This window comes from Mesorhizobium erdmanii (assembly GCF_013170725.1).
Classification (GTDB): Bacteria; Pseudomonadota; Alphaproteobacteria; order Rhizobiales; family Rhizobiaceae; genus Mesorhizobium; species Mesorhizobium erdmanii.
Genome location: NZ_CP033361.1, coordinates 4,945,207 through 4,956,617, shown reverse-complemented (window position 1 = coordinate 4,956,617; position 11,411 = coordinate 4,945,207). Strand labels below are relative to the sequence as shown.

The following is an 11,411-nucleotide window of genomic DNA, read 5'->3' as shown; positions in this document are numbered from 1 at the left end:
CCGCCATGACCGCATGCATCGTCGGCTGGGCGCATTCGCGCTTCGGCAAGCTCGAAGGCGAGACGCTCGAAAACCTGATCGTCAAGGTCGCGACGGACGCGCTTGACCATGCCGGCATCGGTCCGGACGAGGTCGACGAGATCGTTCTTGGCCATTTCAACGCCGGCTTTTCGGCGCAGGATTTTACCGCCAGCCTGGTGTTGCAGGCCGACGACCGGCTGCGTTTCAAGCCGGCGACGCGCGTCGAGAACGCCTGCGCCACCGGATCGGCGGCGGTTCGGCAAGGCATCCGCGCGATCGACGCCAACGCGGCCCGCATCGTGCTGGTGGTCGGCGCCGAGCAGATGACGACGACACCCGGGCCGGAGATCGGCAAGAACCTGCTGAAAGCGTCCTATCTGCCGGAAGACGGTGAGACGCCGGCCGGCTTTGCCGGTGTCTTCGGCAAGATCGCACAGGCCTATTTCCAGCGTTATGGCGATCAGTCGGATGCGCTGGCCATGATCGCCGCCAAGAACCACAAGAACGGCGTCGACAATCCCTATGCGCAGATGCGCAAGGATTTCGGCTACGAATTCTGCCGCCAGGAGAGCGAGAAGAACCCGTTCGTTGCCGGGCCTCTCAAGCGCACGGACTGCTCGCTGGTCTCGGATGGTGCAGCGGCCCTTATCCTTGCCGATACCGGGACGGCGTTGAAGATGCGCCGTGCGGTTGCCTTCCGCGCCAACGAGCATGTGCAGGATTTCTTACCGATGTCGAAGCGCGACATCCTGGCCTTCGAAGGCTGCGAGCAGGCCTGGACCCGGGCGCTGAAGAACGCCGGCGTCACGCTCGACGATCTCTCCTTTGTCGAAACGCATGACTGCTTCACCATCGCCGAGCTGATCGAATATGAGGCGATGGGCCTGGCCAAGCCCGGCGAGGGCGCCAGGCTGGCGCTGGACGGCACGACGGCCAAGGACGGCCGCCTGCCGGTCAATCCCTCCGGCGGGCTGAAGGCCAAGGGCCATCCGATCGGCGCCACCGGCGTGTCGATGCATGTGCTGACGGCCATGCAGCTTGTCGGCGAAGCCGGCGGCATCCAGGTGCCGGGCGCAAAACTCGGCGGCATCTTCAACATGGGCGGCGCGGCCGTCGCCAACTACGTTTCCATTCTCGACCGGATCAGATAAACCGCCCAGCATTACAGCGCCGCGCGCCATTTGGGGCGCGCAGAGGACGCTGTAACACTTTAATTTTGCGCATGATCCATTTCGAAAATCGGTTCCGATTTTCGAGGTCATGCGCTGGAGGTGACATGGCAAATCCCGTTTTGATCGAAGTTCTGCGCGGCGCGATCGTGGAGAGCGCCCATCGCGGTGCCGTCGCGGTCTTCGATGCCGATGGCAAGCCGGTCTGGGAGATCGGTGACACTTCGAGGCCTGTTTTTCCACGCTCGGCGGTCAAGGCGATCCAGGCTTTGCCCCTCGTCGAAACGGGTGCCGCCGACGCCTATGGCTTCGGCTACCGCGAACTGGCGCTGGCCTGCGCGTCGCATTCCGGTGAGCCGGCGCATGTCGAACTGGCGCGGTCCATGCTGGCCAAGGCGGGATTGGACGGTTCGGCGCTGGAGTGCGGCACGCATTGGCCCTCGAACCACGACGCCGAGATCGCGCTCGCGCGTGCCGGCGGCTCGCCCAATGCGCTGCACAATAATTGCTCTGGCAAGCATTCCGGCTTCCTCTGCACCTGTGTCCACACGGGCATCGCGTACCATGGTTACGTCAAGGCGGGGCACGCCTTGCAGGAGATGGTGCGCGACGCCATGCAATCGGTTACCGGTGCTGTCCATGGCGCGGATGAGCGGGCGACCGATGGTTGCTCGATCCCGACCTACGCCGTGCCGCTCAGGAGTTTCGCACTTGGCTTCGCCCGCATGGCCACGGCGAATGGTTTTGGTCCCGAACGCGCCAAGGCGGCGAAGCGTTTGTTTGCGGCCTGCATGGCCGAGCCCTTCTTCGTCGCCGGCACTGGCCGTGCCGATGTCGCTTTGATGGAAGCAGCGCCCGGCCGAATCTTTGCGAAAGGCGGGGCCGAAGGTGTCCACTGCAGCGCGATACCTGAACTCGGCCTCGGCCTCGCGATCAAATGCGATGATGGCGCCGGCCGAGCCGGCGAGGCCATGGCAGCCGCCGTGCTTGCCCGGCTGTTGCATGCGGATGAGGCCGTAGCGGCAAAGCTGCATAAATTGGCGAACGCGCCCATCGAAAGCCGGATCGGCGCCAAGGTCGGGGCGCTGAGGCCGACCCCAGCCTTGAACTGAAGTCGGCAATCAGCTGACGCGGTTGCGCTCGACGGTCAGATGCGCAAAGCCGCTGTTGCTCGACTGGGTGAGGTCTGACGTCGCTGGCTCGGCCCAGCGCTGGCCGATGACGGCGCCATTCAGCGCGCCGTCGATGACATTGTCCGAGATGACGGCCGTGCCGGCACCCTCGACCACGCTGACGACTATGCCGGTGCCAGCCTTGCGGATGATGTTGCCCGTGGCGACGACATTGCGCAGATAAGGCCCCCAGCCGATCGACATGCCATAGAGCGGCGCGTTCTCGATGACGTTGTTGGAAGCGATGGTGTCGGCCTCGACGGCGATGCCGACGCCGAAGCCGGGCGGATCGGCGGTGTAGGGACCGCTGGTCGACAGATTGCGCACGATGTTGCCGGAGCAGACACCCATGCGGCCACCTTCGTTGAAGTTGACGATCGAAATGCCGTTGGCCGCGCCGTCGACGATGTTGTTGCCGATCACGGCGCCCTCGAACGCGAATTCGGAATAGACCGCGGTCTCGCCCGAGCGCGAGCAGGTGTTGCCCGAAATCTGCAGATTGCTGGAACTGTTGGCGCGGATCGCCGAGAAGGCGCAATCCGAGACGACATTGCCCGAGATGATGACGTTACCAGCGCGGAAGGCGTTGATGCCATTGCCGTTCTGGCCGGTCCCGCCGCTGCGCGCGCCGATGCGTTCGACACGGTTGCCTGTCACCATGGTGCCGTCTTCGGCCGCCTGCCAGCGATGCACGAGGATGCCGCCATTGGCACAGTCGGAGACGGTGTTGCCCGTGATCGCCAGTCCAGCCGCCTCGACCGAATAGATGCCGGCGTCCGCCGCGCCGGATATGTCGGAGCGTTCGATGCGGCCCGCCGCGCGTTCCAGCGCCAGTCCATTCTTGCCGCTGCCGGTTATCTGGCAATTGTCGACGACCAGATGGCCAACCCGGCGCAGATCGAGCAACCCTTGCGCATAGTCGCCCATCGAACGGTTCGCGCCGTCGAAGACCAGCCCGCTGAGTTCGATGTGGTCGGCCTGTTCGGCCATGAACAGGTGGCCGTCGCCGCCATAGACGATCCGCGTGGCGCCCGGGACGCCGGAAAGACGCACGCGGCTGGGCAAGGAAAGGTTGGACACCACATAGGTGCCCGCCGGCAGGAACACCGGTATGTTACGGTCGTTCGCGTCGCGCAGCAGCTTGGCGAAGGCCTTGCTCTGGTCGTCGAAGGTGCCAGGCTGCACGCCAAGTTCGGTGGCGTTGATCGAGCCGCGCATCGAGGCTTTTTCGATCCCGGTCAGGCTGGCGGCAGCCGCTCTGCCGAGCGCGAGGCCAATGACGGCAAAGCCGGCGGTTCCGGTCAGTAGTGTTCGTCTGTTCAACATCGGCACAGAATCCCAGTGTCGCCCCCGGCGTCGCAGGAATCGTGCCAGACGTTTGCACCTGTTCTGCGCGACCATGGCTTGTCGACCAGCCGCTCAAGGCCTAGGTTCAGGGGATGAGCAGAGCTTTTACCCGCGAAGAAGACAGCGAAAACGCCATTGCCGGCGTCGGCGAGCGGCCGATCAGCACGCACCGCAATCTGGTGACGGAGCGCGGCCTGGCGCAGATCGAGGACAATCTGACCGATTTGCGCGACGTTCTGGCGAAAGCGGAGAGGAAAGCCGACCGCGAGCGTATCGCGGTGGTGTCTCGCGATCTGCGCTACTGGACGGCGCGGCGCGAAAACGCCGAGCTTTCCGTACCGGAGCCCGGCAGCGACGTTGTCCGCTTCGGCATGGGCGTCACGCTGGAAGGCGATGACGGCAAGAAGGTGCACTGGAAGATAGTCGGCGAGGACGAGGCCGATCCTACCAAAGGCAGTATTTCGCATGTTTCGCCGATGGCGGTGGCCCTGTTCGGCAAGAAGGTCGGCGACGTGGCTGCCGTCAATGGCAAGGAATGGGAAATCGTCAAGCTCTCGGACAGTTAGTCCTCAACGACATGGTCGCGGAAGAACGCGGCGGCACCCGCTTCATCGATCTCGCCTGAAGCGACGGCCATGACGAACTCATAGAGCGTGCCGTTGTCGGCTGTCAGGACATAGCCGTTCACGATCAGAAACGCGCCGGCGGCCACGATGGCAGTCCGCTTGTTGCCGTCGACAAAGGCATGGTTCCTGGCAATGCCAAACACATAGGCGGCTGCAAGATCCTCGACCTTAGGATCTCCATAATTGGCCTTGTTCTCGGCACGAGCGAGCGCAGATTCGAGAGCGTTTTCATCTCTTAACCCTTGCGCTCCGCCATGTCTGCGCAACTGCTCGGCATGCATTGCTTCAACCGCGCGCCGGGTCAGGAACTCCCATCTCATTCGGCGAGCTTCTGAAGTGCGACCTTGTATTTGTCCATGACCTTGCGGGCAGCTTCCATCTGCCGCTCGAAACTGTCGTCCACCGGCTCGAGGGTAATGCCCTTGTCCGTCTCGACGATCTGAAGTTGATCACCCGCCTTCATGTTCAGGCGGTCAAGTAGATCCTTAGGCAGGATCACGCCTTCGGAATTGCCGATCTTGCGAATGGTAGTGTTCATGGCGCTGCATCCCTGTTGCAACGCTAATTATAACGCAACGTCTTGGGTGTAGCAATGGCCGTGGTAACGGCCATTATAACGGTCACCCAGCCGCCAGCAGCCGGTCCATCAACCGGTCCGCCGCTTCCGGAATGACAGTACCTGGCGGAAAGATTTCCGCCGCGCCGGCTTGCAGCACCGCGTCGTAGTCCTGAGGCGGGATGACGCCGCCGGCCACGATCAGCATATCGCTCCGGCCGAGTTTTTTCAGCGCGTCGCGCAATTCGGGGATCAGCGTCAGGTGCCCAGCCGCCAGCGACGAGGCGCCGATGATATGGACGTCGTGCAGGACCGCCAGTTTCGCGATCTCGTCCGGTGTCTGGAACATCGCGCCGACAGTAACGTCGAAGCCGAGATCGGCGAAGGCGGTGGCAATCACCTTCTGCCCGCGGTCGTGGCCGTCCTGTCCCATCTTGGCAACGAGGATGCGCGGTTTGCTGCCGTTTTTCTTCTCGAAAGCGCCGAGCTTGTCCTGCAGTCCGTCGACAACGGGACTGTCGCCAAGCGCCTTGCGGTAAACGCCGGAAATGGTCTGCACCGTGGCGACGTGGCGGCCAAAGGCCCTTTCGAGCGCAAACGAAATCTCGCCGACTGTCGCATTGGCGCGCGCGGCGCGGATGGCGAATTCCAGCAGGTTCTCATTGCCATGCGCGGCGCGGGTCAGCGCATCGAGCGCGCTTTCGACTGCGGCGACCTCACGCGTGCCTTTCAGTCGCTGCAGCTTCGACAATTGCCGGGCCCTGACCTCGGCATTGTCGATTTTCAGCACATCGACCTCGATGTCGTTCTCCGGACGGTGGGCATTGACCCCGACCAGCATCTGCTCGCCGGAATCGATGCGCGCCTGCGTGCGCGCCGCCGCTTCCTCGATGCGCAGCTTCGGAATGCCCTGTTCGGTCGCCGCCGCCATGCCGCCGAGAGCCTCGACTTCCTCGATATGGGTCAGCGCGCGCGTCGCCAGGTCATGCGTGAGCCGTTCGAGGTACGCCGACCCGCCCCACGGATCGATGATGCGCGTCGTGCCGGATTCCTTCTGCAGGATGAGTTGCGTGTTGCGGGCAATGCGTGCCGAATGGTCGGTGGGCAGCGCCATCGCCTCGTCGAAGGAGTTGGTGTGCAGCGACTGGGTGTGCCCTTGAGTCGCGGCCATCGCCTCGATCATGGTGCGGATGATGTTGTTGTAGGGATCCTGTGCCGTCAGCGACCAGCCGGACGTCTGGCAATGGGTGCGCAGCGACAGCGAGCGCTCGTCCTTCGGCGCGAAATTCTTCTTCATCAGCGTCGCCCACAGCAGGCGCGCGGCCCTGAGCTTGGCCACTTCCATGAAGAAGTTCATGCCGATCGCCCAGAAGAAGGACAGGCGCGGCGCGAAGCGGTCGATGTCGAGTCCTGCCGCGACACCGGCGCGGGCATATTCGATACCGTCGGCAATCGTGTAGGCGAGCTCCAGGTCGGCGGTCGCGCCGGCTTCCTGCATGTGATAGCCGGAGATCGATATCGAATTGAACTTCGGCATGTTCTTCGACGTGTAGGAGAATATGTCCGACACGATCCGCATCGAGGGTTTGGGCGGGTAGATGTAGGTGTTGCGGACCATGAACTCCTTCAGAATGTCGTTCTGAATGGTTCCGGCCAGATCCTTCTGCGCCACGCCTTGTTCTTCCGCCGCGACGATATAGAGCGCCATGATCGGCAGCACCGCGCCGTTCATCGTCATCGACACCGTCATGTCGCCGAGCGGAATGCCGTCGAACAATTGCCGCATGTCGAGGATGGAATCGATGGCGACGCCCGCCATGCCGACATCGCCGGCGACGCGCGGATGGTCGCTGTCATAGCCGCGATGCGTGGCGAGATCGAAGGCGACCGACAGGCCTTTCTGGCCGGCGGCGAGATTGCGCCGGTAAAAGGCGTTGGATTCCTCGGCCGTGGAGAAACCGGCATATTGCCGGATCGTCCAGGGCTGCTGGACATACATGGTCGGGTAGGGGCCGCGCACGAAGGGCGGCAGGCCCGGATAGGTATCGAGATGCGGCAGGCCCTTGAGGTCGCCCTGATTGTAGAGATGCTTGACGACAAGACCTTCCGGTGTCGTCCGCTGGCCCTTGACCTCGACCGGTGCACGGCGCGGCGGCACCCAGCCGATCTGACTGAAATCCGGGATCAAGAGACGGCCCCGACGGATTGATCGATGCGGGTCGCAAACAGCGGTTCGCACAGGACGACGCCTTCGGCGAAAGCGGGCCGCGGCACGGCGTCCAGCGTCTCGACCGGACGCTCGCTCCTCTGTGGATAGAGTGTAGTGCCGATGATCGCCCGCTCGCCGGTCTTGAAGGCGGCGTCGCGACGGGCGGCGGTGTCGCGAACGCGTGCCTGGATATGTCCGTCCCGCAGGCTGGACAATATGCCTCCCTCGGCCTCGATCGTCTGCAGCTCCGCCCACGCGGCTTCGCAAAGGTCCGCCGTCAGCGCCTCGACCGCGCCCGAGCCATAGGCGGGATCGGCGACATGATCGACATGGCTTTCATTGGCCATGATCAGCTGCGCGTTGCGCGCGACGCGGCGGGCAAAAGGCGCCGGCAGGCCGTGCGCGATCGTATGCGGCAGGATTGAGATCGAATCTGCTCCCCCCGCCGCGGCGGCGAAGCAGCCGATCGTCGTGCGCAGGATGTTGGTCTCCGGGTCCAATGCCGTCATCATCCGAAATGATGTCTCGGCATGGATGTTGGCCGTGGAATAGGGGATCGAGCAGGCCTCCTGCACGCGTGCCCACAGCCGGCGCAACGCCCGCACCTTGGCCATCGACAGGAACTGGTCCTGATCGACGCTGAGCGCGAAGCCGATATGGGGTGCGGCATAGACAAGTGGCTGCCGTGCTTTCTCGAACATCCTGAGATACGAGACCGCCGAAGCCAGCATGATGCCGAGCTCCTGCGCCTCCGTGGCGCCGGCATTGTGGAAGACGCGCCCGTCTGCTTCCAGCAGCACGCCGGGAACGCCCATCGAGAAGAAATGCGCCAGCGATTGCGGCATCGATTCCTGCAGCGCCTCGATCGACATGCGCAACCTGCCGGTGCCGGCAAGGATCGCGGCTGGATCGATTCCGAACGACAGGTTGAGCTTTGCCGGATCGGACCGGCGTTTGCTCAGGAACGCCACCAGCCAGTCGGCCATGGGCCGGCTCCACGGGTGGGTGTCGATGCGGATCTGGACCCGATTGAGGGGTACGCCATCCAGCACTGTCTCCAGCGCTTGCGCGGTTCTGGGCAGGCCGTAGCCGAACGCGTTGGGAGCGCCTTCGAAGACGAGCGACAGTCCCGTCGCGCCCTGCGCTATATCATCCAGGACCTGAGCCTTGGCGCGATCGACATCAGGATCGTCGACGCGCTGACTGACGATCCACGGCGAGCGGGGATTCGTGCGCACGATCGGTTCGGCAGCGGTCGCACGGTCGTAGAGCGGCTCGATGCGGATGTTGTCGTCGGTGTGCGAAACCAGCTTTTCCTCGAAGGACGCGCCGGCCAGCGCCTTTTCCGCCAAGGCCAGCCAACGCTGGCGCTCCGCGTTCACAGGTTCAGCATCCTTGGTCAAGGCTCCGGCGCCCATCCATCTTCCTCGTTCATGTGGCCGCACCAGCCCGGCGGCTCAGTCTACGGTCCCCGGTCGGTTATCGCAATGCACGACCAGGGTTCGAATGCGTTCCACCAGATATAGGTCGCTTGGTTGGACGAACCATGAACGATTGCCAAACACCAGCAAAATCCGCAAGTTCCAAAATCCGATTTCGGCGACTGACCCGATTTGGACGATAGGCCCCGGTTGGACAATTATCATTGTCGCTGCGCAACAGCCTCACTATACCTTCGGGCAAAGGCTGGCTTTTGACACATCAATATTGCGGAGACCCTGGTTATGGCTGACGACACCAGTATTTTCATCGGCGCCAGCCGCAAGCCCGACGACAGCTATCAGCGTGCCGAGCAGCTTCTGTTGCAATACGGGAATCGCCATGGCCTGGTGACCGGCGCCACCGGCACCGGCAAGACCGTCAGCCTGCAGATACTGGCCGAAGGTTTTTCGAATGCCGGCGTGCCGGTGTTCTGCGCCGACATCAAGGGCGACCTGTCTGGTATCGCCATGATGGGCACGGCGCAGGATTTCCTGGTCAAGCGGGCCGCGCAGGTCAAGCTCGATCCCTACGACTTCCAGGAATTCCCCGTCATCTTCTGGGACCTGTTCGGCGAGCAGGGCCATCCCATCCGGGCGACCATCTCGGAGATGGGACCGCTGCTGCTGTCACGGCTGATGAACCTGACGGACGCGCAGGAAGGCATCATGAACATTGCATTCCGCATTGCCGACGAAGAGGGCCTGCTGCTTCTCGACCTCAAGGACCTGCAGGCGCTGCTTGCCAACATCGCCGAGCGCGCCGAAGAGATCAGCGCGCGCTACGGCAATGTCACCAAGCCATCGGTGGGTGCCATCCAGCGCACGCTGCTGGTGCTGGAACAGCAGGGCGCGGCCAATTTCTTCGGTGAGCCGGCCCTGCGCATCGCTGACATCATGCGCACCACGCGTGACGGTCGGGGCGCCGTCAGCGTGCTCGCCGCCGACAAGCTGATGATGAATCCACGCCTCTACGCGACCTTCCTGCTCTGGCTGATGTCGGAGCTGTTCGAGGAACTGCCGGAAGTCGGCGATCCTGACAAACCGAAGCTGGTCTTCTTCTTCGATGAGGCACATCTGCTCTTCGACGAGGCGCCGAAAGTGCTGATCGACCGCGTCGAACAGGTGGTCCGCCTGATCCGCTCGAAAGGCGTCGGTGTCTATTTCGTCACGCAGAACCCCTTGGATATTCCCGAGAAGGTCCTGGCCCAGCTCGGCAATCGCGTCCAGCACGCGCTGCGCGCCTATACGCCGCGTGAGCAGCAGGCGGTTCGGACGGCGGCCGAGACGTTCCGTCCCAATCCCGATTTCGATTGCGCCACCACCATCACCCAGCTTGCCACCGGCGAGGCGCTGGTCTCGACGCTGGAAGCCAAGGGCGTTCCGTCCATGGTGCAGCGCACGCTGATCCGTCCGCCGTCCTCGCGGCTTGGACCCATAACCCCCGCCGAGCGGCAAAAGCTGATCGCGGAAAGCCCGGTCGCCGGCCAGTACGACGAGGTCATCGACCGCGAATCGGCCTTCGAGATGCTGCAGAAGAAGGCCAAGGTCGCTCAGGACGCCGAGCAGCAGGTGCAACAGGCAGGCACCGGCGGCTCGCGCTGGACCATTCCTGGCTTCGGCAATGACGATCCCGCACCGCAGTCGGGCGGCCGCCGCGCGCCGGCGCCGCGCCCCTCCAACCGCCAGACGGTGGCGGAAGCGGCGATCAAGTCGGTCGTGCGTTCTGTCGGCTCGTCGGTCGGCCGGGCGATCGTGCGCGGAATTTTGGGAAGCCTGTCGCGGGGGCGCTGAGAGCGGCTGCTGCCCGCCGCTCCTTCAATCCAGCTCAGAAGATGGCGTTGGTCACAGCCTTGACCGGGCCGAGCAGGACCGATCCGTCCGGCACGCCGGCATCGATCGGGATAGCCTTATGGTTCGCCGTCGCTGCCGCGGCCATCGGCTGGCTGGCATCGCTGGTGACGATGACGGGAGTTTTCGACGGCACGCGGTCGTAGAGGTCGATGATGTCCTGGTTCATTAGGCGCACGCAGCCCGACGACACCGATTTGCCGATCGAGCGCCATTCCGGGGAGCCGTGCAGGCGGTAGAGCGTGTCCACATTGCCTTGGAAAAGATAGAGCGCACGCGCGCCGAGCGGGTTCTTCAGCCCGCCGGGCATGCCGCCATTGTCGGCGCTGTACTGCTTCAGTTCCGGCTGCCGGGCCACCATTTCATCCGGCGGCGTCCATTTCGGCCATTTCTGCTTCCACTGGACGACGGCGTCGCCCGACCATTCGAAGCCGGCGCGGCCGAGGCCGACGCCATAGCGGATCGCCTGGCCGCCGGGACGAACCAGATAGAGGAAATGACCTGTCGTATCGACGACGATGGTTCCCGGCTTCTGCCCGGTCGGGTCGGGGACGATTTGGCGCAGGAACTGCGGATCGATCCTGTCGACGGGGATGGCCGGCAGATCAAAGCCACCATCGCTGACGGCCGCGTACATCGACGCGTAATCGGCAAGCGGCGGCTCGACATAGGGCGGCGGCGGCGGCTCGACCGGCCCCGGCCCGGTGGTGGCGCATGCGGAAACCGCGATCGATGCGGCGGCCAATGCTGCGGCGTTGAGGAAGCCGCGACGGCTCAGGCGAAAGGATTCGATTTCGGTTATGGACATGATTGCCTTCTTTAAGACTCAAATCGCAACAAAGCGTCAATACGCCGATCGCCGTTGCAGGTGTCTGACAACACCCGGCGCGATAGGCGGTTCCGATTCTGGCCCGAACGTGGACAAACAAAGGCGAAGCTGTGACTGCGCCGCCACTGTGGCGCTGGGGTCACAGGGCGTTGC

10 protein-coding genes are annotated in these 11,411 nt (G+C 63.8%); 4 read left to right on the top strand and 6 right to left on the bottom strand.

All coding sequences use genetic code 11. From position 1 onward, the window contains the following. Positions 1–5 precede the first annotated feature (5 nt). Positions 6–1,172 (top strand): acetyl-CoA acetyltransferase, encoded by a 1,167-nt coding sequence (locus EB233_RS24220; RefSeq protein ID WP_064991911.1) that lies wholly within the window; start codon positions 6–8, stop codon positions 1,170–1,172. A 125-nt stretch (positions 1,173–1,297) separates the two neighbouring features. Next, a complete protein-coding gene (locus EB233_RS24215; protein WP_064991849.1) occupies positions 1,298–2,302 on the top strand; it encodes an asparaginase in 1,005 nt (334 codons plus the stop codon). A 9-nt stretch (positions 2,303–2,311) separates the two neighbouring features. On the opposite strand, the gene EB233_RS24210 is transcribed toward EB233_RS24215, so the two are convergent. Continuing rightward, a complete protein-coding gene (locus tag EB233_RS24210) occupies positions 2,312–3,688 on the bottom strand; it encodes a TIGR03808 family TAT-translocated repetitive protein (RefSeq protein ID WP_064991848.1) in 1,377 nt (458 codons plus the stop codon). Positions 3,689–3,801: 113 nt separating this feature from the next. On the opposite strand from EB233_RS24210, the gene greA reads away from it, so the two are divergent. Then, complete coding sequence (greA, locus tag EB233_RS24205) at positions 3,802–4,275, top strand: transcription elongation factor GreA (protein WP_027053536.1); 474 nt, start codon at positions 3,802–3,804, stop codon at positions 4,273–4,275. Here the strand turns inward: greA and EB233_RS24200 are convergent. From EB233_RS24200 to EB233_RS24185, 4 genes are all read right to left on the bottom strand, one after another. Beyond that, on the bottom strand, positions 4,272–4,655 hold the full coding sequence (locus EB233_RS24200) for a type II toxin-antitoxin system death-on-curing family toxin (RefSeq protein ID WP_064991847.1): 384 nt from the start codon (positions 4,653–4,655) through the stop codon (positions 4,272–4,274). The two genes, greA and EB233_RS24200, sit on opposite strands and share 4 nt — an antisense overlap. Beyond that, positions 4,652–4,873 carry an AbrB/MazE/SpoVT family DNA-binding domain-containing protein gene (locus EB233_RS24195; protein WP_027053538.1) on the bottom strand — a complete coding sequence of 74 codons (222 nt, stop codon included), beginning with the start codon at positions 4,871–4,873 and terminating at the stop codon, positions 4,652–4,654. Before EB233_RS24195 ends, EB233_RS24200 begins: the two co-directional genes overlap by 4 nt. An 82-nt stretch (positions 4,874–4,955) precedes the next feature. Next, on the bottom strand, positions 4,956–7,079 hold the full coding sequence (gene scpA, locus EB233_RS24190) for a methylmalonyl-CoA mutase (RefSeq protein ID WP_064991846.1): 2,124 nt from the start codon (positions 7,077–7,079) through the stop codon (positions 4,956–4,958). Further along, positions 7,076–8,518, bottom strand: coding sequence for a methylmalonyl-CoA mutase subunit beta (locus EB233_RS24185; RefSeq protein WP_064991845.1), 1,443 nt, complete (start codon positions 8,516–8,518; stop codon positions 7,076–7,078). The genes scpA and EB233_RS24185 overlap by 4 nt, the downstream gene beginning before the upstream one ends. A 306-nt stretch (positions 8,519–8,824) precedes the next feature. Here EB233_RS24185 and EB233_RS24180 point away from each other — a divergent pair, with 306 nt between their 5' ends. Further along, positions 8,825–10,372 carry a helicase HerA-like C-terminal domain-containing protein gene (locus tag EB233_RS24180; protein ID WP_064991844.1) on the top strand — a complete coding sequence of 516 codons (1,548 nt, stop codon included), beginning with the start codon at positions 8,825–8,827 and terminating at the stop codon, positions 10,370–10,372. A 34-nt stretch (positions 10,373–10,406) separates the two neighbouring features. Here the strand turns inward: EB233_RS24180 and EB233_RS24175 are convergent, their stop codons facing one another. Next, positions 10,407–11,237: a L,D-transpeptidase gene (locus tag EB233_RS24175; RefSeq protein WP_064991843.1), complete on the bottom strand. Its 831-nt coding sequence runs from the start codon at positions 11,235–11,237 to the stop codon at positions 10,407–10,409. Positions 11,238–11,411: the final 174 nt, after the last annotated feature.

Coding starts and splice junctions, on each gene's coding strand:
- EB233_RS24220 (WP_064991911.1), top strand. CDS start 6: ATGACCGCATGCATCGTCGGCTGGGCGCATTCGCGCTTCGGCAAGCTC.
- EB233_RS24175 (WP_064991843.1), bottom strand. CDS start 11,237: ATGTCCATAACCGAAATCGAATCCTTTCGCCTGAGCCGTCGCGGCTTC.
- EB233_RS24200 (WP_064991847.1), bottom strand. CDS start 4,655: ATGAGATGGGAGTTCCTGACCCGGCGCGCGGTTGAAGCAATGCATGCC.
- EB233_RS24215 (WP_064991849.1), top strand. CDS start 1,298: ATGGCAAATCCCGTTTTGATCGAAGTTCTGCGCGGCGCGATCGTGGAG.
- EB233_RS24185 (WP_064991845.1), bottom strand. CDS start 8,518: ATGGGCGCCGGAGCCTTGACCAAGGATGCTGAACCTGTGAACGCGGAG.
- EB233_RS24195 (WP_027053538.1), bottom strand. CDS start 4,873: ATGAACACTACCATTCGCAAGATCGGCAATTCCGAAGGCGTGATCCTG.
- EB233_RS24180 (WP_064991844.1), top strand. CDS start 8,825: ATGGCTGACGACACCAGTATTTTCATCGGCGCCAGCCGCAAGCCCGAC.
- EB233_RS24210 (WP_064991848.1), bottom strand. CDS start 3,688: ATGTTGAACAGACGAACACTACTGACCGGAACCGCCGGCTTTGCCGTC.
- greA (WP_027053536.1), top strand. CDS start 3,802: ATGAGCAGAGCTTTTACCCGCGAAGAAGACAGCGAAAACGCCATTGCC.